General features: G+C 72.9%; 22 protein-coding genes. 14 read left to right on the top strand and 8 right to left on the bottom strand.

The window, feature by feature from the left end:
• Positions 1-18 precede the first annotated feature (18 nt).
• From IAG44_RS13405 to nudC, 3 genes are all read left to right on the top strand, one after another.
• Positions 19-3,459, top strand: a complete 3,441-nt coding sequence (locus tag IAG44_RS13405; RefSeq protein WP_187747357.1) for an ATP-dependent helicase — start codon at positions 19-21, stop codon at positions 3,457-3,459.
• 10 nt (positions 3,460-3,469) lie between these two features.
• A complete protein-coding gene (locus IAG44_RS13400) occupies positions 3,470-4,891 on the top strand; it encodes a dipeptidase (protein WP_187747356.1) in 1,422 nt (473 codons plus the stop codon).
• Between the two features lie 108 nt (positions 4,892-4,999).
• On the top strand, positions 5,000-5,944 hold the full coding sequence (gene nudC / locus IAG44_RS13395; RefSeq protein ID WP_187747355.1) for an NAD(+) diphosphatase: 945 nt from the start codon (positions 5,000-5,002) through the stop codon (positions 5,942-5,944).
• A 78-nt stretch (positions 5,945-6,022) separates the two neighbouring features.
• Here nudC and IAG44_RS13390 read toward each other — a convergent pair whose 3' ends face one another.
• A complete protein-coding gene (locus IAG44_RS13390; protein ID WP_187747354.1) occupies positions 6,023-6,265 on the bottom strand; it encodes a mycoredoxin in 243 nt (80 codons plus the stop codon).
• 184 nt (positions 6,266-6,449) lie between these two features.
• Between IAG44_RS13390 and IAG44_RS13385 the strand changes: the two genes are divergently transcribed.
• From IAG44_RS13385 to IAG44_RS13365, 5 genes are all read left to right on the top strand, one after another.
• Positions 6,450-8,684 carry an ATP-dependent DNA helicase UvrD2 gene (locus IAG44_RS13385; protein WP_246561684.1) on the top strand — a complete coding sequence of 745 codons (2,235 nt, stop codon included), beginning with the start codon at positions 6,450-6,452 and terminating at the stop codon, positions 8,682-8,684.
• 167 nt (positions 8,685-8,851) lie between these two features.
• Positions 8,852-9,169: a hypothetical protein gene (locus tag IAG44_RS13380; protein WP_187747352.1), complete on the top strand. Its 318-nt coding sequence runs from the start codon at positions 8,852-8,854 to the stop codon at positions 9,167-9,169.
• A 162-nt stretch (positions 9,170-9,331) separates the two neighbouring features.
• The gene (locus IAG44_RS13375) at positions 9,332-9,700 is read left to right on the top strand and encodes a WhiB family transcriptional regulator (RefSeq protein WP_187747351.1); all 369 of its coding nucleotides are present in this window, start codon (positions 9,332-9,334) and stop codon (positions 9,698-9,700) included.
• Positions 9,697-10,020 (top strand): hypothetical protein, encoded by a 324-nt coding sequence (locus IAG44_RS13370; protein ID WP_187747350.1) that lies wholly within the window; start codon positions 9,697-9,699, stop codon positions 10,018-10,020. The genes IAG44_RS13375 and IAG44_RS13370 overlap by 4 nt, the downstream gene beginning before the upstream one ends.
• Positions 10,021-10,115: 95 nt before the next feature.
• Positions 10,116-10,304, top strand: coding sequence for a hypothetical protein (locus tag IAG44_RS13365; RefSeq protein WP_187747349.1), 189 nt, complete (start codon positions 10,116-10,118; stop codon positions 10,302-10,304).
• On the opposite strand, the gene IAG44_RS13360 is transcribed toward IAG44_RS13365, so the two are convergent.
• Both IAG44_RS13360 and IAG44_RS13355 read right to left on the bottom strand, forming a co-directional pair.
• Positions 10,270-11,616, bottom strand: coding sequence for an ABC1 kinase family protein (locus tag IAG44_RS13360; protein ID WP_187747348.1), 1,347 nt, complete (start codon positions 11,614-11,616; stop codon positions 10,270-10,272). The two genes, IAG44_RS13365 and IAG44_RS13360, sit on opposite strands and share 35 nt — an antisense overlap.
• On the bottom strand, positions 11,609-12,835 hold the full coding sequence (locus tag IAG44_RS13355) for a TOMM precursor leader peptide-binding protein (RefSeq protein ID WP_187747347.1): 1,227 nt from the start codon (positions 12,833-12,835) through the stop codon (positions 11,609-11,611). The genes IAG44_RS13360 and IAG44_RS13355 overlap by 8 nt, the downstream gene beginning before the upstream one ends.
• Before the next feature lie 212 nt (positions 12,836-13,047).
• On the opposite strand from IAG44_RS13355, the gene IAG44_RS13350 reads away from it, so the two are divergent.
• From IAG44_RS13350 to IAG44_RS13335, 4 genes are all read left to right on the top strand, one after another.
• Positions 13,048-13,641: a M48 metallopeptidase family protein gene (locus IAG44_RS13350; RefSeq protein ID WP_187747346.1), complete on the top strand. Its 594-nt coding sequence runs from the start codon at positions 13,048-13,050 to the stop codon at positions 13,639-13,641.
• 111 nt (positions 13,642-13,752) lie between these two features.
• The gene (locus IAG44_RS13345; protein ID WP_187747345.1) at positions 13,753-15,504 is read left to right on the top strand and encodes a TerD family protein; all 1,752 of its coding nucleotides are present in this window, start codon (positions 13,753-13,755) and stop codon (positions 15,502-15,504) included.
• Between the two features lie 8 nt (positions 15,505-15,512).
• Complete coding sequence (locus IAG44_RS13340) at positions 15,513-16,190, top strand: AIM24 family protein (RefSeq protein ID WP_187747344.1); 678 nt, start codon at positions 15,513-15,515, stop codon at positions 16,188-16,190.
• A 13-nt stretch (positions 16,191-16,203) separates the two neighbouring features.
• A complete protein-coding gene (locus IAG44_RS13335; protein WP_187747343.1) occupies positions 16,204-16,956 on the top strand; it encodes an AIM24 family protein in 753 nt (250 codons plus the stop codon).
• A 125-nt stretch (positions 16,957-17,081) separates the two neighbouring features.
• Here the strand turns inward: IAG44_RS13335 and IAG44_RS13330 are convergent, their stop codons facing one another.
• On the bottom strand, positions 17,082-17,603 hold the full coding sequence (locus IAG44_RS13330) for an NUDIX hydrolase (protein ID WP_187747342.1): 522 nt from the start codon (positions 17,601-17,603) through the stop codon (positions 17,082-17,084).
• Positions 17,600-19,021: a zinc-dependent metalloprotease gene (locus tag IAG44_RS13325; RefSeq protein ID WP_187747341.1), complete on the bottom strand. Its 1,422-nt coding sequence runs from the start codon at positions 19,019-19,021 to the stop codon at positions 17,600-17,602. Before IAG44_RS13325 ends, IAG44_RS13330 begins: the two co-directional genes overlap by 4 nt.
• Positions 19,022-19,215: 194 nt before the next feature.
• Between IAG44_RS13325 and IAG44_RS13320 the strand changes: the two genes are divergently transcribed.
• Positions 19,216-20,328: an SDR family oxidoreductase gene (locus tag IAG44_RS13320; RefSeq protein ID WP_187747340.1), complete on the top strand. Its 1,113-nt coding sequence runs from the start codon at positions 19,216-19,218 to the stop codon at positions 20,326-20,328.
• A 746-nt stretch (positions 20,329-21,074) separates the two neighbouring features.
• Here the strand turns inward: IAG44_RS13320 and IAG44_RS13315 are convergent.
• Entirely contained in the window at positions 21,075-21,311 is a 237-nt protein-coding gene (locus tag IAG44_RS13315) for a hypothetical protein (RefSeq protein ID WP_187753140.1), read from the bottom strand.
• A gap of 108 nt (positions 21,312-21,419) precedes the next feature.
• On the bottom strand, positions 21,420-21,902 hold the full coding sequence (locus tag IAG44_RS13310) for a molybdenum cofactor biosynthesis protein MoaE (protein ID WP_425508446.1): 483 nt from the start codon (positions 21,900-21,902) through the stop codon (positions 21,420-21,422).
• A 38-nt stretch (positions 21,903-21,940) separates the two neighbouring features.
• On the opposite strand from IAG44_RS13310, the gene IAG44_RS13305 reads away from it, so the two are divergent.
• Positions 21,941-23,038, top strand: a complete 1,098-nt coding sequence (locus IAG44_RS13305) for a YlbL family protein (protein ID WP_187747338.1) — start codon at positions 21,941-21,943, stop codon at positions 23,036-23,038.
• Between the two features lie 92 nt (positions 23,039-23,130).
• Here the strand turns inward: IAG44_RS13305 and IAG44_RS13300 are convergent, their stop codons facing one another.
• Positions 23,131-23,673: a PPA1309 family protein gene (locus tag IAG44_RS13300; protein ID WP_187747337.1), complete on the bottom strand. Its 543-nt coding sequence runs from the start codon at positions 23,671-23,673 to the stop codon at positions 23,131-23,133.
• Between the last annotated feature and the right edge of the window lie 12 nt (positions 23,674-23,685).

Raw genomic sequence — 23,685 nt, 5'->3', positions numbered from 1 at the left:
CCCACTAGCCTCTCCCGCATGTCCTCCCGCATCACCGACCCCGAGCAGCTCAAAGAGCTCCTGGGTATCCCCTTCACCCCGGAGCAGACGGCCTGCATCACCGCGCCGCCCGCCCCGCAGGTGATCGTGGCCGGAGCGGGCTCGGGCAAGACGACCGTGATGGCCGCGCGCGTGGTCTGGCTGGTCGGCACCGGCCAGGTCGCCCCCGAACAGGTCCTCGGCCTGACGTTCACCAACAAGGCGGCCGGAGAACTCGCCGAACGCGTCCGCAAAGCCCTCGTCAAGGCGGGCGTCACCGACCCCGACCCCGCCGACCCGGACAACCCCCCGGGCGAACCGGTCATCTCGACCTACCACTCCTTCGCGGGCCGCCTCCTGACCGACCACGGCCTGCGCCTCGGCCTGGAACCGACGTCCAGGCTCCTCGCCGACGCCACCCGCTACCAGCTCGCCGCGCGCGTACTGCGCGAGGCTCCCGGCTCCTACCCGGCGCTCACCCGCTCCTTCGCCGACCTCACCGCCGACCTCCTCGCGCTCGACGCCGAACTCGCCGAACACCTGGTGGACCCCGACGACCTGCGCGCGTGGGACGCCGACCTGCTGACCCTCCTGGAGGGCGCGAAGCTCACCAACGCCGACCTGCGCAAGGTCCCCGAGACGGCCGCCGCCCGCCGCGAACTCACGAGCCTGGTACGCCGCTACCGCACCGCCAAACGCGACCGCGACCTCCTCGACTTCGGCGACCAGATCGCCCTCTCCGCGCGGCTCGCCGGCATCCCCGACGTCGGCCGGATCCTGCGCGAGGAGTTCAAGGTCGTCCTCCTGGACGAGTACCAGGACACCTCCGTCGCCCAGCGCATCCTCCTCGCGGGCCTCTTCGGCGGCGGCACCGGCCACCCCGTCACCGCCGTCGGCGACCCCTGCCAGGCCATCTACGGCTGGCGCGGCGCCTCCGTCGCCAACCTGGACGACTTCCCCGAGCACTTCGCACACGCCGACGGCCGCCCCGCCACCCGCCAGGCGCTCAGCGAGAACCGCCGCAGCGGCGGACGCCTCCTCGACCTCGCCAACGGCCTCGCCGAACCCCTGCGCGCCATGCACGCGGGCGTGGAGGCCCTGCGCCCGGCCCCCGGCGCCGAACGCGACGGCACGGTCCGCTGCGCCCTCCTGCGCACCCACGCCGAGGAGATCGACTGGATCGCCGACTCCATCGCCCACCTGGTGAACACCGGCACGGCCCCCGGCGAGATCGCCGTCCTGTGCCGCACCGCCACCGACTTCGCCGAGATCCAGGGCGCCCTCGTCGCACGCGACGTGCCCGTGGAGGTCGTCGGCCTGTCCGGGCTGCTGCACCTCCCCGAGGTCGCCGACCTCGTCGCCGTCTGCGAAGTGCTCCAGGACCCCGGCGCCAACGCCTCCCTGGTCCGTCTCCTCACCGGCCCGCGCTGGCGCATCGGCGCCCGCGACCTCGCCCTCCTGGGCCGCCGCGCCCGCCTCCTCGTGACGTACGCGCGCGTGGACGACGACAATGACCCCGACCGGCGCCTCGCCGCCGCCGTCGAGGGCACCGACCCGGCCGAGGTGATATCGCTCGCGGACGCCCTGGACACGTTCCTGGACGGCACCGGGGACGACGACGGGCTGCCGTTCTCGTCGGACGCGCGCGTGCGGTTCGCCTACCTCGCCACCGAACTGCGCGACCTGCGCCGCTCCCTGTCCGACCCGCTCATGGACGTTCTGCACCGCGTCCTCGCCGTCACCGGCCTGGAGGTCGAACTCTCGGCGTCCCCGCACGCGCTGGCCGCCCGCCGCCGCGAGACCCTGTCGAACTTCCTCGACGTCGCCGCCGCGTTCACCGCGCACGACGGCCAGGCCACCCTCCTCGCCTTCCTCGCCTACCTGCGCACCGCCGCCCAGTACGAGAAGGGCCTCGACAACGCCCTCCCGGGCGGCGAGAACACCGTCAAGGTGCTCACCGCCCACAAGTCCAAGGGCCTGGAGTGGGACGTCGTCGCCGTCCCCGGGCTCGTCGACGGCACCTTCCCCAGCGCCAAGGGGCGCGAGAAGTGGACCGCGCAGGCCAAGGTCCTCCCGCACGCCCTGCGCGGCGACGCCGACACCCTTCCGGACGTCACCGACTGGGACGCCAAGGGCATGAAGGCGTTCCACGAGGACATGAAGGACCATCAGCACACCGAGGAACTACGCCTCGGCTACGTCACCTTCACCCGCCCCCGCGGCCTCCTGCTCGGCTCCGGCCACTGGTGGGGCCCCACCCAGAAGAAGCCCCGCGGCCCCTCCGGCTTCCTGACGGCCCTCTACGAGCACTGCGCCGCCGGACACGGCGAGATCGAGGCGTGGGCCGACGAACCAGAGGAGGGCGAGGAGAACCCCACCCTCCAGGACACCACCGCCGACCACGCCTGGCCGCTCCCCCTCGACGACACCGCCCTGCGCCGCCGCCGCGCCGCCGCCGACACGGTCCTCGCCCACCTCACCAACCCCACAGCCGTCCACACCCCCCACGCGCACGAGGACCCCGACTGGCCCCCGCCACCGGACGACGACGACCCGTACGACCCCCGGTACGACGAGACGGACCCGTACGACGAAACACCTCCGTACGACGTACCGGACCCGTACGACGACCCCCCACGCGCCCCCGCGCACCGCGGCAACCCGACCGTCCCGCACCAGGCCGACCCCCTCACCCCCGAGGAGATCCGCACCATCGCCTCCTGGGACCGCGACCTCGACGCCCTCACCGGCGAACTGCTGCGCGCGCGCCGGACCGTCACCGACGTCCCCCTGCCGCCGGTCCTCACCGCCACGCAGGTCATGCGCCTCGCCGACGACCCGGACGGCCTCGCGCAGGAACTCGCCCGCCCCATGCCCCAGCCGCCGAAACCGGCCGCGCGCCGGGGAACCCGGTTCCACGCCTGGGTGGAGGCCCGCTGGGAGGCACTTACGCTGCCCCTCCTGGAGCCGGAGGACCTGCCGGGCACCGAGGACGCGGAGATCGACGACGAAGCCGACCTGGCGGCCCTGAAGGAGGCGTTCGAGCGCACCGAGTACGCCCGCCGCACGCCCTACCGCGCGGAGGCCCCCTTCCAGATCACCCTCGCCGGCCGCGTCGTACGGGGCCGTATCGACGCCGTCTACAAGGAGGGCGACGGAGCGACGGCGACGTACGAGATCGTCGACTGGAAGACCCACAGGGGCCCGACCGCCGACCCTCTCCAGCTCGCGCTGTACCGGCTGGCGTGGGCCGAGCAGGAGGGCGTGCCCGTGGAATCCGTCACAGCGGCGTTCCTCTACGTGAGGACCGGAGACGTCGTCCGGCCCCCGGAACTGCCCGGAAGAGCCGCACTGGAGCGGATTCTGCGGGGCGAGGAAGCCCTGGAGGAGCGGCCCGGACCGGTACGGGCGCCCGGCGACGATGTCGGTGCGGGCGGATAGGCTCAAGAGCATGAGCCAGCCCATTGACAGCGTCGTCAGTGACGTCAGCGCCGTCCGCGCGTACATCGGGGAACACCGGACCGCCTTCCTCGCTGACCTCGCCGAGTGGCTGCGCATCCCCTCCGTGTCGGCCCAGCCCGAGCACGCGGCCGACGTCTCCCGCAGCGCCGACTGGCTCGCCGCGAAACTCACCGACACCGGCTTCCCGGTCGTCGAGGTCTGGCCCACGCCCGGCGCCCCGGCCGTCTACGCGGAGTGGCCCTCCGCCGACCCCGACGCCCCCACGGTCCTCGTCTACGGCCACCACGACGTACAGCCCGCCGCCCGCGAGGACGGCTGGGACACCGACCCCTTCGACCCCGTCGTGCGCGGCAACCGCCTCTACGCGCGCGGGGCGGCCGACGACAAGGGCCAGGTCTTCTTCCACACCCTCGGCGTACGCGCCCACCTCGCCGTCACCGGCCGCACCACCCCCGCCGTCCACCTCAAGCTGCTGATCGAGGGCGAGGAGGAGTCCAGCTCCCCGAACTTCCGCGCCCTGGTGGAGGCCAACGCCGGCCGGCTCGCCGCCGACGCCGTGATCGTCTCCGACACCGGCATGTGGGCCGAGGACACTCCCACGGTCTGCACCGGTATGCGCGGCCTCACCGACTGCGAGATCCGCCTGCACGGCCCCGACCAGGACATCCACTCCGGCTCCTTCGGCGGCGCCGTGCCCAATCCGGCCACCGAGGTCGCCCGCCTGGTCGCCGCCTTGCACGACGACCACGCGCGCGTGGCGATCCCCGGCTTCTACGACGGCGTCGTCGAACTCACCGACCGCGAACGCGAACTCTTCGCCGAGCTGCCCTTCGACGAGGACCGCTGGCTGCGCACCGCGCACTCGCACGCCGCCCGGGGCGAGGCCGACTACAGCACCCTGGAGCGCGTCTGGGCGCGGCCCACCGCCGAGGTCAACGGCATCGGCGGCGGCTACCAGGGCGCCGGCAGCAAGACCATCGTCCCCGCCTCCGCCTTCGTGAAGCTGTCGTTTAGGCTCGTCGCCGGACAGGACCCCGACACCGTCGAGAAGGCCGTCCGCGCGTGGGTGGCCGCACAGGTGCCCGCCGGGATCCGCTGCGAGATCGACTTCAGCCCCGCCACGCGCCCGTGCCTGACCCCGCTCGACCACCCGGCCCTGCAGTCCGTCGTCCGCGCGATGGGGCTCGCCTTCGAGGTGCCCGTCCGCTTCACGCGCGAGGGCGGCTCGGGGCCCGCCGCCGACCTCCAGGAGGTCCTGGACGCCCCGGTGCTGTTCCTCGGCATCTCCGTCCCCTCCGACGGCTGGCACGCGCCCAACGAGAAGGTCGAACTCGACCTCCTCCTCAAGGGCGTCGAGACCACCGCGCACCTGTGGGGCGACCTCGCCCGGACCTGGCGCCATGCGCCCTGACACCCGCCCGGCGCCCGCCACCCGCGCGGGCCCGCCACACAGACCGCACCCGCCCCTGCCGTACGTCCCGCCGAACCAACCGCCGCACCGGGGGAGTTGGAAGTACCCGTGACCACCTGGACCGACCCGAACGCCGAACGGCCCGTGTCGCTCACCGCGCCCAGCGGAATCGACCGCGCCGCCCACCACCGGCTCGACGAGGCGTGGCTCGCCGCGGCGTGGAGCCACCCCACCACGCGCTGCTTCGTGGTCTCCGGCGGCCAGGTCCTCATCGACGAGACGTCCGACGGCCGGACCGAACTCGTCATGACGCCCTCCTTCGAAGCGCCCCTCACCGAGGCGCACCGCTACTTCCTGGGCACCGACGAGGACGGCGTCAGCTACTTCGCCCTCCAGAAGGACGCCCTGCCCGGCCGCATCGACCAGTCCGCGCGCCCCGCGGGCCTGCGCGAGGCGGGCCTGCTGCTGTCCGCGCGCGACGTCGGCCTGATGGTCCACGCCGTCGGCCTGGAGAACTGGCAGCGCACCCACCGTTTCTGCTCCCGCTGCGGCGAACGCACCGTCATCGCCGCCGCGGGCCACATCCGCCGCTGCCCGGCCTGCGGCGCGGAGCACTACCCGCGCACCGACCCGGCCGTCATCATGGCCGTCACGGACGACGAGGACCGCCTCCTGCTGGGCCGCCAGGTCCACTGGCCCGAGGGGCGCTTCTCGACGCTCGCCGGCTTCGTCGAGCCCGGCGAGGCCATCGAGCAGTCCGTGCGCCGCGAGGTCTTCGAGGAGGTCGGCGTCACCGTCGGCCGCGTCGAGTACGTCGCCAGCCAGCCCTGGCCCTTCCCGTCCAGCCTGATGCTCGGCTTCCTCGCGCACGCCACGTCCACCGACATCGACGTCGACGGCGACGAGATCCACGAGGCCCGCTGGTTCTCCCGCGACGAGCTGGGCGCCGCCTTCGACTCCGGCGAGGTCCTGCCGCCCTTCGGCATCTCCATCGCGGCCCGCCTCATCGAACTCTGGTACGGCAAGCCACTGCCGACCCGCAGCTTCATCTGAGCGCGCGGCACGCGACGACGCGGACGACAGCGAGAGGGGCGGCCCCGGCTCACCGGACCGCCCCTCTCACGTACGCGCCTACGCGCCGATCTTCTGCTTGACCTGCGCCAGCGACGGGTTCGTCAGCGTCGAGCCGTCCGGGAACAGCACGGTCGGCACCGTCTGGTTGCCCCCGTTCGCCTTCTCCACGAAGGCCGCGGACTCCGGGTCGTGCTCGATGTTGATCTCGGTGTATCCGATGCCCTCACGGTCCAGCTGCTTCTTCAGCCGCTGGCAGTAGCCGCACCACGTGGTGCTGTACATCGTCACAGTGCCCGGCATGTCTCTCGCGCTCCTTCGGCGGGTCGGGGATGCGTCCTCGCAGAAGGGGAAACGTACTTGAATCCGCCACCATTCCCGACTCCGGAGTCACCCGGACGTGACGCCCGCCGCAGCGGTACGACAATCGGACGCCGCCTGTGGACAACTTTCCCGCCCGTCTCCGGGGACCTGGCAGCATGGCGGTGTGACAGCAGCAACGCCTTCCCCTCTCTTCCCGCAGGCACCTGACTCGGCCGACGCGGTGCTCGAAGGGCTGGACCCCGAGCAGCGCGAGGTGGCGACCACCCTGCGCGGCCCGGTGTGCGTGCTGGCCGGCGCCGGTACGGGCAAGACCAGGGCGATCACCCACCGCATCGCCTACGGGGTCCGCGCGGGCATCCTCCAGCCCTCCAGCGTGCTCGCCGTCACGTTCACCAACCGCGCGGCCGGAGAGATGCGCGGCCGGCTGCGCCAGCTCGGCGCCCAGGGCGTCCAGGCGCGTACGTTCCACTCGGCCGCGCTGCGCCAGCTCCAGTACTTCTGGCCGAAGGCGATCGGCGGCGCCCTGCCCCGCCTCGTCGACCGCAAGTTCCAGCTCGTCGCCGACGCCGCGCTCTCCTGCGGCCTGCGCCTGGACCGGGGCGAACTGCGCGACGCGACGGCCGAGATCGAATGGTGCAAGGTCACCCAGACCGTCCCCGCCGACTACGCGCTCGCCGTCGCCAAGGCGACCCGCGACGCCCCCCGCGACCCCGCCGAACTCGCCCAGATCTACGCCGCCTACGAGAACACCAAGCGCGAGCGCGGCGTCATCGACTTCGAGGACGTCCTGCTGCTGACCGTCGCCGTTCTCCAGGACCGCCGGGACATCGCCGACCAGGTCCGAGCCCAGTACCAGCACTTCGTGGTCGACGAGTACCAGGACGTCAGCCCCCTTCAGCAGCGCCTCCTGGAGCTGTGGCTCGGCGAGCGGGACGACCTGTGCGTGGTCGGCGACGCCAGCCAGACCATCTACTCCTTCACCGGCGCCACCCCCGACCACCTCCTCGACTTCCGCGTCCGCCACCCCGGCGCGACCGTCGTCAAGCTGGTCCGCGACTACCGCTCCACCCCCCAGGTCGTCCACCTCGCCAACGGCCTCCTCTCCCAGGCCGGCGGCCGTGCCGCCGACCACCGCCTCGAACTCGTCTCCCAGCGCGCCCCGGGCCCCGAACCGGCCTACACCGAGTACGCGGACGAACCCGAGGAGGCCGAGGGCGCCGCCCGCCGCATCCGCGACCTGCTCGCCGCCGGCGTCCCGGCGGCCGAGATCGCCGTCCTGTTCCGCACCAACGCCCAGTCCGAGACCTACGAGCAGGCCCTCGCCGACGCCGGCATCCCCTACCAGCTGCGCGGCGCGGAGCGGTTCTTCGACCGGCCCGAGGTCCGTAAGGCCATCGCGTCCCTGCGCGCGGCGGCCCGCTTCGGCGGCAACGACTCCGCGCTGGACGACGCCGTGGACCTGCCCTCGCAGGTGCGTGCCGTCCTCTCCGGCGAGGGCTGGACCTCCGCGCCCCCGGCGGGCTCCGGGGCCGTCAGAGAGCGCTGGGAGTCCCTGGCCGCGCTGGTGCACCTCGCCCGCGACTTCACCGCCGCCCGGCCGGACGCCACCCTCGCCGACCTGATCGCCGAGCTCGACGAGCGGACGAACGCCCAGCACGCCCCGACCGTCCAGGGCGTCACCCTCGCCTCCCTGCACTCCGCCAAGGGCCTGGAGTGGGACGCCGTCTTCCTGGTGGGCGTCGCCGAGGGCATGATGCCGATCAGCTACGCCCGCACCGACGAGCAGGTCGAGGAGGAACGGCGGCTGCTCTACGTCGGCGTGACCCGCGCGCGCGAGCGGCTGCACGTCTCCTGGGCGCTGGCCCGCTCGCCCGGCGGCAGGCCCAGCCGCCGCCCCTCCCGCTTCCTCGACGGCCTGCGCCCCGGCTCGGGCGGCGCGGCGGGCCGCACCACGGGCCAGGGCGCCACCGGGGGCGTGGAACGCGGCACCTCAGGCATCTCCGGCACCTTCGGCACCACGGCGGGCAGGGCGGGCGCCCCCGCCGTGGCCGCCCGCAGACAGCGCACGCCGGCGCGCTGCCGGATCTGCGGGCGCACGTTGACCGACGGGGGCGAACTGAAGCTCCTGCGGTGCGACGACTGCCCCTCCGACATGGACGAGGGCCTGTACGAGCGGCTGCGCGCCTGGCGAGAGGTCCAGGCCAAGCACGCCGGACAGCCCGCTTTCTGCGTCTTCACCGACAGGACGCTGGTGGCCATCGCGGAGACCGCCCCCGAGGAACCGGGCGAGCTGGCGCGCATCCCCGGCGTCGGCCAGCGCAAGCTCAACCGGTACGGCACCGATGTCCTGGCCATCTGCGCAGGTCAGGACCTTGCGGAGGCGGAAGGGCGGGACTGATCCGAACTCGTCGAAAAAATAGTTTGCGCATGCCCCGGCAATCCCCATAGGTTCTTAGACACGAGAACAGCGGCCTTCTCCGAGGCCCGGGTTCCGTGTTGTACTTGCATATCCGTCCGGATCGGGTTCACCCCCGGTCCACGAGACGCCGAGAGGAGGCGATTCCAGTGATCATCAACAAGACCCGCTCCATCAGCACCGTCAAACTGACCGATCCCTCGGTCGTCTCCACGTGCATGCTCGGCGCCTCGATCCTGGGCACCGGTCTGTCCGGCATCCGTGCCGGCCGGCCCGAGTCCCTTTCCGTCGCCCCCGCAGGCGTTCCCGCCCGCGACGAGCGACCGATGAAGGCACTGGAAGCAGTAGAGGCAAAGGGTCTGACCTATGTCTTTACGGCAGCCGGTGCCGGAAACCCGAAGCAGACGACGCAGCACCACCAGATGTGGGCCTTCCGTGGGCCAGATCCCTGGAGTGATCCAGCCTGATCGACGATCAGGCCGGCGCCTTCAGGGCCGCGGAACCCCATCCGGGATCCGCGGCCCTTCTGTTTGTCCCCGCACCGGGGGCAGACAGCAGAAGGAGCCTCGGGACGACAACGCCGACACCGGCCCAACAGGGCCGGTCCGACAGACGAGGAAGACGAAACCGTGCAACTCGAAGCGCACGAAACGTCCGTACCGCCTTCCGAAACGATCCCCCCGCCCGGCCTCACGGAGGACCCCGCCTTGATCCCCCTCACCGCGCTCACCGCGCTCGACGACGCCATCGAGAACCTCGGCGTACCCGTCCCCTGCCGCTCCTACGATCCGGAGGTCTTCTTCGCCGAGTCGCCCGCGGACGTGGAGTACGCCAAGTCCCTGTGCCGCACCTGCCCCCTCGTCGAGGCGTGCCTCGCCGGGGCGAAGGAGCGGCGTGAGCCCTGGGGCGTCTGGGGTGGAGAGCTGTTCGTGCAGGGCGTCGTCGTCGCCCGCAAGCGGCCGCGTGGCCGCCCGCGCAAGAACCCGGTCTCGGCATGAACATCACCGCAGTGATCGACAGTCCCTTCACGTACGACCCCCAGAAGCAGGCCCCGATGAAGCCGTCCGCCAGTGAGCCCGTGGGCTCCGCGATCTCAGACATCACCACCAGCGGCGCGAACGACTCGCGTCAGAACAGGACCCGAGAGATGCAACTCATCCCAGAAGCCCTGGCCCGTGCGCATATGCACGAGCGCATGCAGGAGGCCGAGCAGGAGCGGCAGGCGGCCCGTGTGGTCGCGGCCCGCCGGATGCAGAGGCGCGCCGAGCGCGCCTCGCGCCGGGCTCGGCGGGCGCTCGCCATGGCCGTCATGCAGTAGGTCGTCCGACGACGCGTCGTCCGACCGAGGTAGTTCGCGGGGCCGGTCCGGTTTTCGGACCGGCCCCTTGGGTTTCGCGCCGTTATCGTCGGCCGATGAACAGCGCCGCCCCCGCCGGGGAACCCGACGTCACCTGCGCCCGCTGCGGAGTCTCCGCCGCCGCTCCACCGCCCCTGACCTGGACCTGTTCCGTGGAGAACCGGGAGCGGCGGTACTTCTGCGAAGGGTGCGCCCGGGAGAACCTGCGGGCTATCGAGGGGCGGCTGGATTCGGCGTGGTGGTGAAGCCGGGCAGCCACTCCTCCAGCTCGTCGCGCAGCCGGACCGTGGCGTTCAGCTGGCACAGGACGCCGATGGTGCTCAGGGTGACGCGGTGGATCAGGAGGTAGGACGGCGGCAGGTTGAGCTGCTTGCCCAGCTGGTGGGCGGGGGAGCGGGGGTCGGCTATGCGGGCGGCCTGGGTGCGGATCCAGGAGCGGGTGAAGGTGAACTCCCCGGCCCGCACCGGCTCGATGATCGGGAGCAGGTAGTCGAGGATCGCGTCCGGGTCCAGGTCGATCGTGTCCTTGACGAAGCCCTCCGCGCGCAGGTGCTCGTACACCGCGCCCGCCTCGCCCGCCAGCGTCATGCGCAGCGCCTCGCCGATCGGCCGGGGCAGGCCCCCGGGCAGGCGGTCCACGGTGCCGAAGTCCAGGACGCCCAGCCGCCAGCCGCCGTCGCCGTCCGCGACGAGCCGGAAGTTGCCGGGGTGCGGGTCGGCGTGCAGCAGGCCCGTGCGCGCCGGGCCGGAGAAGAGGAAACGGGCGAGGAGCTGGCCGGCCCGGTCGCGCTGCTCCTCGGTGCCGTCGGAGATCACCTCGGACAGCGGGACGCCCTCGATCCACTCGGTGACCAGGATCTGTTCGGACTGGTGGACCACGGCAGGGACGAGGACGTCCGGATCGTCCGCGAACTCCCGCGCGTGCGCCTGCTGCGCCGCCGCCTCCAGGGCGTAGTCCAGTTCCTCGGAGACCCGGTCGCGCAACTCGGTGATCAGCGGCTTGACGTCCATGCCCGGCACCAGGGGGCCGAGGAGGCGGGCGAAGCGGCCGAGCTGGTTCAGGTCGGAGAGCAGGGCCTCCCCGGCGCCCGGGTACTGGACCTTGACGGCGACCTCGCGGCCGTCGTGCCACACCGCGCGGTGGACCTGGCCGATCGACGCGGCCGCCGCCGGTTTCTCCGCGAACTCCAGGAACAGCTCCTGCCAGTCCTCGCCGAGGCGGTCCGCGAGCACCGCGTGCACCGTGCGCGTCGGCATCGGCGGGGCCGCCTCCTGGAGCTTCGTCAGCGCCGCGCGGTAGGGGCCCGCGACGTCCTCCGGGAGCGCCGACTCGAACACCGACAGGGCCTGGCCGACCTTCATCGCGCCGCCCTTCAGCTCCCCGAGGACCTTGAAGAGCTGGTCGGCGGTGCGCTGCTGGAGCTCACGGCCGACGATCTCCGCCGACTCGCCCACGATCCGCTTGCCCAGGCCCCAGGTGGCCCGGCCGGCGATGCCGAGCGGGAGCGCGGCGAGCTTGGCGGTCCGGGTGACCGCCTTGCGGGGAAGATCAGACATGCGCCCTCCAAGTACCCACCGGCCGCGCCGCGTTCGCCGGACTGCGTGACTCGTTCGAATGCCGTTGCCCTGCCATTGTCTCGTGCGGCCTCGCGTTGTCCTCGGGGTGTTCTTCAACAGTCGGAGAAGGTTCGGCAAGTGCGTCCGGCACAGACGCCGCCCCGCACGCGCACGCCGGATGCGGGGTGAGCGGGCGTGCCTGCCACTGGAGGGCCGGCGCGGAGACCTCCCAGCGGGTGCCGCGCGCGGGCGGGGTGTGGCCGTCGAGGAAGGCGAGGGCGTGGGCGGCGGCCAGGCCCGCGACCGTGGCGGCCAGCGCGAGGTCGCACGGCGGGACACGGCGGCGGTGCCCCGAACGCCACTGCGCGAGCAGGCGCGGCCAGGCCGGGTCGGCGTCCGAGCGGGCGTGCTGGAGACAGCCCGCACAGGCCGTCTCGCCGGGGAGGACCAGCGGGCCGACGATCCCGGTGGCCTCCACCACACCGGCGTACAGGTGCGGGGTGCCCGAGGCGATCAGGGGCTCGGCGACGGCCGGATCGGGGGCGTACACGCCGACGTCGTCACGCGGCGCCAGGATCACCAGGGTGAACCCCGGGTCGGGGCCCGACTCGCGGGACGGCGGACGGTCCGGGGACGCCGCACGCACCGCGCGCCGGGCCGCCTCGCGGCGGGGCTCGCCGACCGCGGCGGCGGGCAGGCCGCCCGGCGACACGTCACCCGGCTCGACCCGGCCCTCGTCGGACACCTCGACCGTGCCCACGCCCGCCCCCGACAGCAGCGCCGCGAGCACCGCGCCGACCCGGCCCGCGCCCCGCACGCGTACCCGCGCCCGGCGCCGGGCGGCCAGCAGCCGCATCGCCTCGCCGGGCTCCGGGGTGAGCAGCGACAGCGCCGCGAGGTCGGGCGCCAGCCGCTCCAGCACCTCGCCCCGGTGCCGCAGCGCGTCCGCGTCCGGGCCGCCCCCGCGCGCGTCGTCCAGCAGGCCCGCGCCGGCCAGGCCGCGCACCAGCCCGTCCACGTGACCCTCCGACAGGTCGCGGCGGCGGGCCTCCTCGCGCAGGAGCGGCAGGCCGCGCGTGCCGTCCAGCAGCTCCAGGAAGCCCTCCGTCGCGCTGTCCAGCGGGCCCAGCGTCAGTGCGTGCGCCGGTGTCATGCCGAACTGCACCGTGCGCAGGTCCCGCCAGCCGCGCCGCAGCGCCGGTTTCACCCTCGGATGCACGGCCACCAACCCCCGTCGTCGTCACAGAACTGGCCCCGGCGGCGGCGTCGCCCCCTCCGGTCACGCTCAGCATGCCCAGCTCGGGACGGACGTGCCGAAAGTTATCCACAGGCGCCGCGATCAGTCGTACAAGTCAGCCGTGCGGCACGGGAACGACACCGAACCGTCCCGGAGTCAAGACTTCTGCCGTGTGCAGCGGGTAACGTCGGGGCGTGTCCGCCGACCCACTGCACGCCGGAACATCACCGCGCAGCACGACGAACCAGCCGCCGAGCGGCCTGGGGGCGAGCGCGATCGAGGTCCGCAGGAGCGCCCGGCGCCGCCGGACCGTCTCCGCGTACCGCGAGGGCGACCGCACCGTCGTGCTCATCCCTGCCCGGATGTCCGAGGCCGAGGAGAAGCGCTGGGTGAGCGTCATGCTCGCCAAGCTGGCCGCCCAGGAGAGCAAACGGGTCCCCGGCGACGCCGAGCTGGCCGACCGCGCGCAGCGGCTGTCCGCGCAGTACTTCGACGGCCGCGCCCGGCCCAGTTCGGTGCGGTGGGTGACCAACCAGAACACGCGCTGGGGCTCCTGCACGCCCGCCGAGGGCAGCATCCGGCTTTCGCACCGGCTGAAGGGCATGCCGGAGTACGTCATCGACTACGTCCTCCTGCACGAGCTGGCGCACCTCCTGGTCCCCGGGCACGGCCCCGACTTCTGGCGCCTGCTGGACGCCTACCCGCGCACGGAACGCGCGCGCGGGTACCTGGAGGGCGTCGTCTCCGCCGACCGGCTCCCGCACCTGCCGGGCGCGCGCGAGGAGTGACCGAAGCGCGCGTTGTGTACCGGGTCCGTACCGACTTCGTGGGATGTCAGAGCCAGCGGTTAGCCTGGCGCGAACGAACTCGCAGTCGGGAGTGGGGGACGGTCGTTGCACATGCCCAGGGAATTCCAACGCGGCCACAAGGCCAAGGTCGGCGATCTCACGGCCGGGACGGATCTGTACGTCGGCGTGCGGATCTCCGGGCCGGGACTGGCCTTCGACATCAGCTGCTTCGGCCTGGACGCCGACGAACGGCTCTCGGACGACCGGTACTTCGTCTTCTTCAACCAGCCGAAGTCGCCCGAGGAGTCCATCCAGCTCCTCGGTGAGCAGGCCGGGGACACGGAGTCGTTCCGGGTGACCCTGGACCGCATCCCGCCGCAGATCCAGAAGCTGTCGTTCACCGCGACGATCGACGGCGACGGCCAGATGTCGCGGATCGCCCCCGGCTACCTGCGGATCGTCGCCGGCGGCGAGGAGGTCGCCCGCTACTCCTTCGACGGCTCGGAGTTCACCACCGAGCGCGCGGTCATGCTCGGCGACTTCTACCTCAAGGACGTCTGGCGGTTCGCCGCGGTCGGCCAGGGCTTCGACGGCGGCTTGGAGGCCCTGCTGAAGAACTTCGGCGGCGAGGTCGCGGAGGAGGAACCCCCGCCCGCGCCCGCGCCCGCCGAGGCCCCCGGCTTCGCCCCGCCCGCCTTCGCGCCCCCGACGGCACCGGCGTCCCCGGCAGCCTCCCCGGCCCCGGCCCCCGCCGCCGTCCCGCCCCAGGCGCCCGCGCCCGCCCCCGCGCCCTCCTTCGGCGCCCCCGCCCCCACCACACCCCCTCCCGCCCCCGCCCCGGCCTTCGCGCCCCACGCCGCCCCGACCATCGCCGCCGGCCTCCACACCCCGCCCGCCGGCACGGTCCCGCCCCCACCGGCCCCCGCACCACAGACCGGCCCGTACACGCCCCCGGGCACGACACCCCCGGGAGCCCCCTTCGGCACCCCGGGCACGACTCCGCCCGGCGCACCTTTCGGCCCGCCCGGCACGATGCCCCCCGGCACGACACCTCCCGGCGCACCTTTCGGCACCCCGGGCACGCCCCCGCCCGGCGCCCCCTTCGGCCCGCCCGGCACCACCCCGCCCGGCATGACACCCCCCGGCATGACCCCGCCCGGCGCCCCCTTCGGCGCCGTCGCCCCCCTCGCGCCCGTACCCCCCGAAGCCGGCCTCCGCGCCGTGCTCACGAAGTACGCCGAGGCCCCTGTCGGTGACCGCTGGACGGAGCAGAACCCGGAGCTGGTGCGGGCGACGCTCAGCAAGGGCGCGAACATCCTCGCCAAGCAGGGCAGCATGGTCGCCTACCAGGGCGACATCGACTTCGCCCACAAGGGCTCAGGGCTCCTCGGCAAGCTGACGGGACAGCTCACCGGCCAGGGCATGTCCCTGATGCGCTGCTCCGGCGACGGCGAGGTCTTCCTCGCGGACGAGGCCAGCCGCCTGTTCGTGATCCGCCTCCAGGGCGAACAGCTCTACACCTCCGCGCGCGGGGTGCTCGCCTTCGACGAGGCCCTGGACACCGAGGTCCGCCGCATCGAGGGCGCGGGACTGCCCGGCGGCGGCCTGTTCAGCATGCTGTTCTCCGGCACCGGCGCGATCGTCGTCAAGACGCGCGGCATCCCCGTCGTCCTGCCCGTCGGCCCCGCCACCTACGTCGACGGCAACGCCGTCATCGCCTGGTCCGCGGGCGCGCAGGCGGTCACCACGACCTCGCTGCGCCTGCGCCGCTCCGGGTACGCCCGGCAGAGCGCGGAGGCCGTCAACCTCCAGTTCCGGGGCGCCCCCGGCAACTTCGTCGTCGTCCAGCCCTTCGAGGTGTGAGGCAGCACATGGACCTCCAGACACTCAACGCGCAGCAGCACACGGCGACCGGCGTCCGGATGAGCGTGCACAGCTCCAAGACGCTCAAGGTCACCATGGTCAGTGGGCAGGACCTGTACGCCAAGGCCGGCTCGATGATCGCCTACGACGGCTACGTCCAGTTCGACGGGGCACCGGGCACCCTGCGGCGCCACGCCGAGGAGATGGTCACGGGCGAGGGCGGACGGCTGATGCTGTGCCGGGGCGACGGCGACCTGTACCTCGCGGACTACGGCGGCGACGTCCTCGTCGTCCACCTGAACAACGAGGCGATCTCCGTCAACGGGCCCACGCTGCTCGCCTGCGACGCCTCCCTGGAGCTGAGGATCGAGCCCGTCAAGGGGCTCGCCAAGCTCTCCGGGTCCGGGCTCACCAACCTCGTCGTGCGGGGCACCGGATGGGTCGCGCTGGTCAGCCGGGGCGTGCCGATCTCCCTCGACTGCGCCGAGCGTGAGACCTACGTCGACCCCGACGCGCTCATCGCGTGGACCGACGGGCTCGACATGAAGGCCAAGCGGACCATCAAGGCGGGCGCGCTGATCGGGCGGGGCAGCGGGGAAGCCTTCCAGGTCGGCTTCAAGGGACAGGGGTTCGTCGTCGTCCAGCCCAGCGAGGACACCGGCGACCGATTCAAGATCCGGGGCTGAGGGGAGCCACGACATGCACAGCACACTCTTCGCGCACATCCCGGTGGAGTCCACCGAGCGCTACACCCTCCAGAACCCGCAGCTTCTCAAGACGGACGTCTCGCGCGGGCGCGGGGCGATCCTCGCGCGCCAGGGGGCCATGGTCGCCTTCGAGGGCGACGTCCAGTTCGACAGCCAGTACCGCGACCGGGGGTGGCGCAACGTCGAGCGGATGACCGGGGAACGGCTCGAACTCATGCGGTGCAAGGGGAGCGGGGTCGTGTACCTCGCGAACTTCGCGCAGCACCTGCACATCATGGACGTCGGCCGGGGGATCACCGTCGACTCGTCGTCCGTGCTCGCCTTCGACGGGTCCCTCAACGTCGGGATCGTCGCCATCGACAGTGCCGTCGAGGTCGCCTCCGCCGGGGCGTACAACCTCGAACTGTCCGGGAACGGGCAGGTCGTCGTGATGACGTCCGGGGAGCCGTTGGTGCTGGAGGTCGGGCCCGGGAACAACGTCTGCTGCGACTCCGACGCGGTGATCGCCTGGTCGACGTCGTTGCGGACGCAGTTGCAGGCGCCGACGTCCACGTCTGCCGTGTGGCGGAGGCGGGGGTCCACGGGGGAGGGGTGGGAGATGCAGTTCTCCGGGACCGGGCATGTGCTGGTGCAGCCGAGTGAGTTGTTGCCGCCGCAGCACTTGAGGGCGTCCGGGGTGCTCGGGCAGTTCGGGATGGGGAGTGGGGGGCTCAGCGGGAATTCGCTGGGGAGTGGGAGGAATTAGCGCCTACGGGGGTGCGCTGTGATGCAGTCGGGCGGGTGCGGGTGCGTTGTGGTTGTTCGCGCCCACGCGGCGGAGCCGCAAATCGATACAGCCCCGCGCCCCTGACAAACACAACGCACCCCCTCTTAAAGGGCCAGCCTCTTCTTCGTTTCCTCCAGCAGGCGTACCACCGAGTCGTCCGCCACTTCGGCCACCTCGTCGTATGCGAACCACCGCAGGTCCAGTGACTCGTCGCTGATCGCCTCCACCGCGTTCGGGGCAGCCAGCGCCGCGTACTGCACGTCCAGGTGCCAGGCGCACGGCGTCAAGTGGCGGTCCAGGCGGATCGGGCCGCCCGGTACGAGCGTCAGGTCCTCGATGCCCGACTCCTCCACACCCTCGCGGAGGGCAGAGGCGGCCAGGCTGTCGTCGCCGGGTTCGCAGTGGCCGCCCATCTGGAGCCACATGCGGAGCTTTTTGTGCAGGGTCAGCAGGACGCGGCCCCGGGTGGGGTCGATGACCAGGGCGCTGGCGGTGATGTGGCCGTCCGCGCAGGACTTCCACATGCCGTCGGGGTGGGACGCGAGGTGGGTGAGGTAGGTCTCGCGCAGGTCCGGCTGGGCCTCGTACCCCTTGAGGACCGAGGCCGCGTCGTCGTGCAGGCTCACTCGGTGTCGTCGTCCTTGCCGTCGGTGGGCTTCTTCTTCAGGTCCGGGCCCTCCGCGGCCTCGCCGAGGAGCTTGTCCAGCTCGGAGAAGTCGAGCTGTTCGCGGTGGACGAAGCCGTCCGGGTCGTCGAGGTCGGTGGCCGTGGGGAGCATGTCCGGGTGGGCCCACAGGGCGTCGCGGCCGTCGACACCGCGCGCGTCCGTGAGGGACGCCCACAGGCGGGACGCGTCGCGCAGGCGGCGCGGGCGCAGCTCCAGGCCGATCAGCGTGGCGAACGTCTGCTCGGCGGGGCCGCCCGTCGCCCGGCGGCGGCGCAGCGTCTCGCGCAGGGCGTCGGCGGACGTCAGACGGGGCTTGGCGGCCGCGTGGACCACCGCGTCGACCCAGCCCTCGACCAGCGCCAGCGCCGTCTCCAGCCGGGCCAGCGCCGCCTTCTGCTCCGGGGTGTCCTCCGGCTGGAACATGCCCTGCTGGAGCGCGTCCTGAAGCTGCTCGGGGTTCTGCGGGTCGAACTGGCCGACGACGTCCTCCAGCTTGGCGGTGTCGACCTTGATCCCGCGCGCGTAGCCGTCGACCGCGCCGAACAGGTGCGCCCGCAGCCACGGCACGTGTGCGAACAGGCGCTGGTGGGCCGCCTCGCGCAGCGCCAGGTACAGCCGCACCTCGTCCTTCGCGACGCCCAGGTCCTTGCCGAACGTCTCGATGTTCACCGGCAGCAGCGCGGCCTTTCCGGCCGGGCCCAGCGGCAGGCCGACGTCGGTCGAGCCGACGACCTCGCCCGCGAGGACACCGACGGCCTGCCCGATCTGCGTGCCGAACATCGCGCCGCCCATGGAGCGCATCATGCCGATCAGCGGGCCCGCCATGGCCTGCATCTCCTCCGGCAGGACGTCCCCCATCGCCGCGCCCACGCGCTCGGCGACCGGGTCGACCAGCTCCTTCCACGCCGGGAGCGTCGCCTCCACCCACTCCGCGCGCGACCACGCGACGGCGGTGCCCGCGCCGGACGGCAGTGACGTCGCGTCGTCGAGCCACAGGTCCGCCAGGCGGACGGCCTCCTCGACCGCGGTGCGCTCGGTGGGGCCCACGCTCGCGTCCTTCACGCCGTCCGGCGTGCCCTGCGCGACCGTCTGGCGGGCGATCTGCTTGGCCATGTCCCAGTTCACCGGGCCGCCCTCGTACGACAGCATCTGGCCGAGCTGCTGGAACGCGGCACCGAGGTCGGTGGGGTTCATGGAGCCGAACATCGCCGCGAACGGGTTGTCCGCGCCGGGGGCGCCGAAGCCTCCGGGCAGCCCGCCGAAGCCGAACGGGTTGGCCGGTCCCTGACCACCGCCGCTCTGCTGGTCCTTCTTCTTGCCGTCGCCGTCCTCCGGCTCCTCCGGCGGAAGGCCGAATCCGAATGGGGTGTCACTCACGGGGTTCCTCGGCTGGTAAGGCCACCGGTCACTCGACCGGCGGCGCGGCTGCCCTGCAACACCACCCAGCGTAGACACCCGGGGTCGATCGGGCCTCGGTGCTTCGCCGACTCGCGGCCTGCGGCAGGATGGAGCCACCTGGTACGTACGCGTCATCCGCGCCCGTATGCCATGACAACCGCTGGAGACACCTGGTGAGTTCCCCAGATCCGCAGGTTCGCGCAGCGCGAAACCGCTCAACCGGTGCCGCCGCGCGCGGGCCCGTCGTCGCCGTGACCGGCGCGGCGCAGGGCGTGGGCGCGCTGCTGACCGCGCGGCTCGCCGCGTCCGACGAGATCAAGCAGGTCGTCGCCATCGACGAGCGGCGGGGGGAGTGCGACGACGCGACGTGGCACATCCTCGACGTGCGTGATCCGGCGATCGCGGAGAAGCTGCGCGGGGCCGACGTCGTCGTCCATCTCGCGCTGGACCTCGATCTCGGGTCCGAGGCGGCGGCGCGGACCGCGTACAACGTGCGGGGGACGCAGACGGTGCTGACGGCCGCCGCGGCCGCCGGGGTGCGGCGGGTCGTGCTCTGCACGTCCGCGATGGTGTACGGGGCGCTGCCCGACAACGAGCTGCCGCTCGCCGAGGACGCGGAGCTGCGGGCCACCGCCGAGGCGACCGGGGTGGGGGACCTGCTGGAGATCGAACGGCTCGCTCGGCGGGCGCCCCGTGCTCATCCCGGGCTGAATGTCACCGTCGTGCGGCCGGCCACGCTCGTCGGGGGCACCGACACCGCGCTCACCCGGTACTTCGAGTCACCCCGGCTGCTCGTCGTCGCCGGGTCCCGGCCGGCCTGGCAGTTCTGTCACGTCGACGATCTGTGCGGGGCCCTGGAGTACGCCGTGCTGGAGAAGGTCGAGGGGGAGCTGGCCGTCGGGTGTGACGGGTGGCTGGAGCAGGAGGAGGTCGAGGAGCTGAGCGGGATCCGGCGGATGGAGCTGCCGTCCGCCGTCGCACTCGGCGCCGCCGCCCGGCTGCACCGGATCGGGCTCACGCCGTCGCCCGCCGGGGACCTCGCCTACACCATGTACCCCTGGGTGGTCAGCGGGAGCCGGCTCCACGCCGCCGGGTGGCGGCCCCGGTGGACCAACGAGGAGGTGCTGGCCGAACTCCTGGCCGAGGTCGACGGGCGGCACACGGTCGCCGGGCGGCGGCTGGGACGGAAGGACGCGACCGCGGCGGGCGCCGCGGGGGCGACGGTCGCATTGCTGGGGGCGGCGGCTGTGGTGCGCAGGGCTCGGAAGGTGCGGCGGAGGGGGTAGTCGCGGCGGGGTGCGCTGGGGGTGGCTGCGGCGGAGCGGAGCGCCGGGGGTTCCTCGCCCCCGCCGCCCCTACCCTTCCCATCCCCCAGGGGCTCCGCCCCTTCAACCCCCCCAGGGGCTCCGCCCCTTCAACCCCACCAGGGGCTCCGCCCCTGGACCCCGGGGTGGGCGGAGCTAGGGGCGGGGTGGGTGGGGCAAGCGATCCGGGGGGAGCTGCGTGGGGACGGTACGGGGGTTGGGTGCGGCCCGCGAGCGGGGGGCAGGGCCTCGGGCGGGAGGTCCAGGTGTGCGTGTGCTGCAGCGCGGCCGTCGTCCGGCGGGGAGTTGCGAGGGGGTGGGGCGATGCCGGTCCGGGGGTGAGGCGGGGTGTGAGTGGGAGCGGGTCAGCGAGCTGTGGGACGGGCCGGGACGAGACCGGCAGCGCGCCGGGGCTGAGGCGAGGGCGGGGTGTCTGGGCGTCGACGAGTGACGGCGGACCTGCACGAGGGGTGAGGGGCCCCGGTGCGGCCGGTAAGGCGCCCAGCGCGCTCGTGTGCGCGAGCCCCGGTGGAGTGATTCCGCAGTCCTTCAGCGCAGGCTTCTCGCGCGCTCGCGCGTGTGGCTGACCGACGCGGCCCGGCAGGCTCCCCACGCGCTCGTGTGTGCGATCCGGGGTGGCACGACCGTGTCAGGCCCCCCGCGCTCGCGTGTGCGAGGGGGCGGCGGCCCGGGGCCGGGGGCTGCTGAGCGGGATTCGGTGGGCGGGGTCAGGTGTGGGCCGGGGGTTTGGGGGCGGTGAAGTCCACGTTCAGGAGGGGGGTGTCGGGCATGGGGGGCGCGGGTTCGTGGGGGAGGGGGCGTTCCATGGCTGCCCGGAATTTCGCGTAGCCGTCGAGTTCGGGGCCGTCGCCGCGGGTCCTGCGGGTGCGGTTGGCCCAGCTGCCCCATACGCCGGCGCCGATCGCCGCGAGCAGCGGGATCCCCAACCAGGCGAGCGCCCCCATGTCCGACCTCCCGACCCCAGACGGGCCACCGCGAACTGACTGATCAGCAGATTAACCATCCGCAGTGACAACGCTCACGCCGGGCCGCCGGTTACGCAACCGGAGCCCTCAGCAGGCGCCGACCCATTCCTCGGTCCCGTCGGAGAACTTCTGCCGCTTCCAGATCGGCACCTCGTGCTTGAGGTCGTCGATGAGCTTGCGGCAGGCGGCGAACGCCTCGGCCCGGTGCGCGCAGGACACGGCGACGACGACGGCGAGATCCCCCACCCTCAGCTCCCCCACCCGGTGCACGGCGGCCAGCGCCCGCACCGGGAACTCCGCGACGACCTTCTCCGCGACCCGGCGCATCTCGTCCTCGGCGCTGGGATGGCAGGAGTACCCCAACGCCTCCACGTCCGCCCCGCCGTCATGGTTGCGCACCGTCCCGACGAACAGGGCGATCCCCCCGGCCGCCTCGTCCCCCACGGCCCGGAACACCTCGTCCAGCGACAACGCCTCGTCCCGGACGGCGATCAGCCTGACGGGATCGTCCGCCCCGGCTTCCCCGGGATGATCAAAGGAAACTTCAGCCATACGCCCATGGTCCCCCATCCCCGACCCCGCTCACCCCCGTCCCGTACTGTCGAGACATGCCACGCCGCACCGCGACGATGCTCGCCTCGACCCTGATGCTGATCGCCCTCCTGTGCCTGGGGGTGACGATCAAGGCGCCGTACTCGGAGATGTCGCCGGGACCGACGGTGAACACGCTGGGGGAGCACGGCGGGGAACCGGTGCTGCAGATCTCGGGGCGCAAGACGTATCCGGCGTCGGGGCACCTGAACATGACGACCGTGCGGGTCACCGGCGCCGACTACCGGATGAACCTCGTCGAGGCGGTGTACGGCTGGCTCGCGCACGACAACAAGGTCGTCCCGCACGACACGCTGTACCCGGACGGCAAGACGGAGGAGCAGTCCACCCAGGAGAACGCCGAGGAGTTCAGCCAGTCCCAGGAGAGCGCGAAGGTGGCGGCGCTGAAGGAGCTGGGCATCCCGGTGCGGTCGTGGGTGATCGTGTCGACCGTGGTGAAGGGCTCCCCCGCGGAGGGCAGGCTGCACGCCGGCGACGTCATCAAGTCCGTGGACGGGACGGCCGTCGAGGAACCCGGTGACGTCGCGAAGCTGGTGACGAAGCACAAGCCCGGTGAGAACGTCGTCTTCACGATCGTCCCGGCGAAGGAGCAGGCGGCCGCGGAGAAGGCCGGCAGGACGGCGACGGCCACCGAGGACGTCCGGATCAGGACGGCGGCCTCGGACGACAGCGGCGCGAAGCGGGCCATCGTCGGCATCTCGGCCGGTACCGACCACACGTTCCCGTTCACGGTCGACATCAAGCTCGCGGACGTCGGCGGCCCCAGCGCCGGTCTGATGTTCGCCCTCGGCATCTACGACAAGCTCACCCCGGGCAGCCTGACGGGCGGGAAGTTCGTCGCCGGGACCGGGACGATCGACGACGACGGCAAGGTCGGCCCCATCGGCGGCATCGAGATGAAGACGGTCGGCGCGCGCGAGAAGGGCGCCCAGTACTTCCTCACCCCGGCCGACAACTGCGCGGCGGCGGCCAAGGACACCCCGAGCGGCCTGACGCTGATCAAGGTCGGCACCATCAAGGACGCGCTCGGCGCGCTGGCCGACATCCGGGAGGGCAAGACGGACGCCCTGCCGACGTGCACGACGAAGGGCTGAGGCCGGGTCCCCGGTGACGACGACGGAGGGCGCCCTCGTGACACGAAGGGCGCCCTCACCGTCGTTCCGAAAAGATGTCGTTCCGAAAAGATTCAGTCCTCGAACGTCGCCGCCAGGGCCTCCGCGAGGCCCGGGACCAGCGCGCCGCCCGTCAGGACCTCCGTCGGCGTGTCCTTCTCGCGCAGGCGGACGGCCGAGTCGCGGGTGCCGTCGCGCAGGACGGCGACCGTCATGCGGACCTCCTGGCGGTCGGGGTGCGCGGCGACCCACTGCGCGAGCTTCTTCTCGTTCAGGTTCGAGGGGACCTGCGCCTCGGCGGACGGGGGCAGCATGAGGCGTTCGACGGTCAGGGCGCAGCCGGTGACCGCGGGCGGCCAGGCGATCGTGGCCAGGAACTCGTCGAGCGGCTGGGCGGCGGGCACCTCGTCCTGCTCGATCGGGGTGAGACCGGTGGTCTCGGACTCGCCCTCAAGGCCGAGCTGGGCCGCGAGGCGGGGTTCCTCGCGGCGCAGCCGGGCGGTGTCTACGAGGGCGAAGAGGCGGGCGGGCTGGTCCCAGCCGAGACCGGAGACGTACTCGTCGATCTCCAGTACGGCCCGGGTGAGCGGACTCGCCGCCATGGGAGTGTTGGACATGGTCACAATCCT

The sequence above is a fragment of the Streptomyces roseirectus genome, from assembly GCF_014489635.1.
Taxonomy (GTDB): Bacteria; Actinomycetota; Actinomycetes; order Streptomycetales; family Streptomycetaceae; genus Streptomyces; species Streptomyces roseirectus.
Note: the sequence above shows the minus strand (reverse complement) of the source record. Positions and strands in the feature narration are given on the sequence as shown.

Coding starts and splice junctions, on each gene's coding strand:
- IAG44_RS13405 (WP_187747357.1), top strand. CDS start 19: ATGTCCTCCCGCATCACCGACCCCGAGCAGCTCAAAGAGCTCCTGGGT.
- IAG44_RS13400 (WP_187747356.1), top strand. CDS start 3,470: ATGAGCCAGCCCATTGACAGCGTCGTCAGTGACGTCAGCGCCGTCCGC.
- IAG44_RS13390 (WP_187747354.1), bottom strand. CDS start 6,265: ATGCCGGGCACTGTGACGATGTACAGCACCACGTGGTGCGGCTACTGC.
- IAG44_RS13370 (WP_187747350.1), top strand. CDS start 9,697: ATGAACATCACCGCAGTGATCGACAGTCCCTTCACGTACGACCCCCAG.
- IAG44_RS13365 (WP_187747349.1), top strand. CDS start 10,116: ATGAACAGCGCCGCCCCCGCCGGGGAACCCGACGTCACCTGCGCCCGC.
- IAG44_RS13360 (WP_187747348.1), bottom strand. CDS start 11,616: ATGTCTGATCTTCCCCGCAAGGCGGTCACCCGGACCGCCAAGCTCGCC.
- IAG44_RS13345 (WP_187747345.1), top strand. CDS start 13,753: ATGCCCAGGGAATTCCAACGCGGCCACAAGGCCAAGGTCGGCGATCTC.
- IAG44_RS13340 (WP_187747344.1), top strand. CDS start 15,513: ATGGACCTCCAGACACTCAACGCGCAGCAGCACACGGCGACCGGCGTC.
- IAG44_RS13335 (WP_187747343.1), top strand. CDS start 16,204: ATGCACAGCACACTCTTCGCGCACATCCCGGTGGAGTCCACCGAGCGC.
- IAG44_RS13315 (WP_187753140.1), bottom strand. CDS start 21,311: ATGGGGGCGCTCGCCTGGTTGGGGATCCCGCTGCTCGCGGCGATCGGC.
- IAG44_RS13310 (WP_425508446.1), bottom strand. CDS start 21,902: ATGGGGGACCATGGGCGTATGGCTGAAGTTTCCTTTGATCATCCCGGG.
- IAG44_RS13305 (WP_187747338.1), top strand. CDS start 21,941: ATGCCACGCCGCACCGCGACGATGCTCGCCTCGACCCTGATGCTGATC.
- IAG44_RS13300 (WP_187747337.1), bottom strand. CDS start 23,673: ATGTCCAACACTCCCATGGCGGCGAGTCCGCTCACCCGGGCCGTACTG.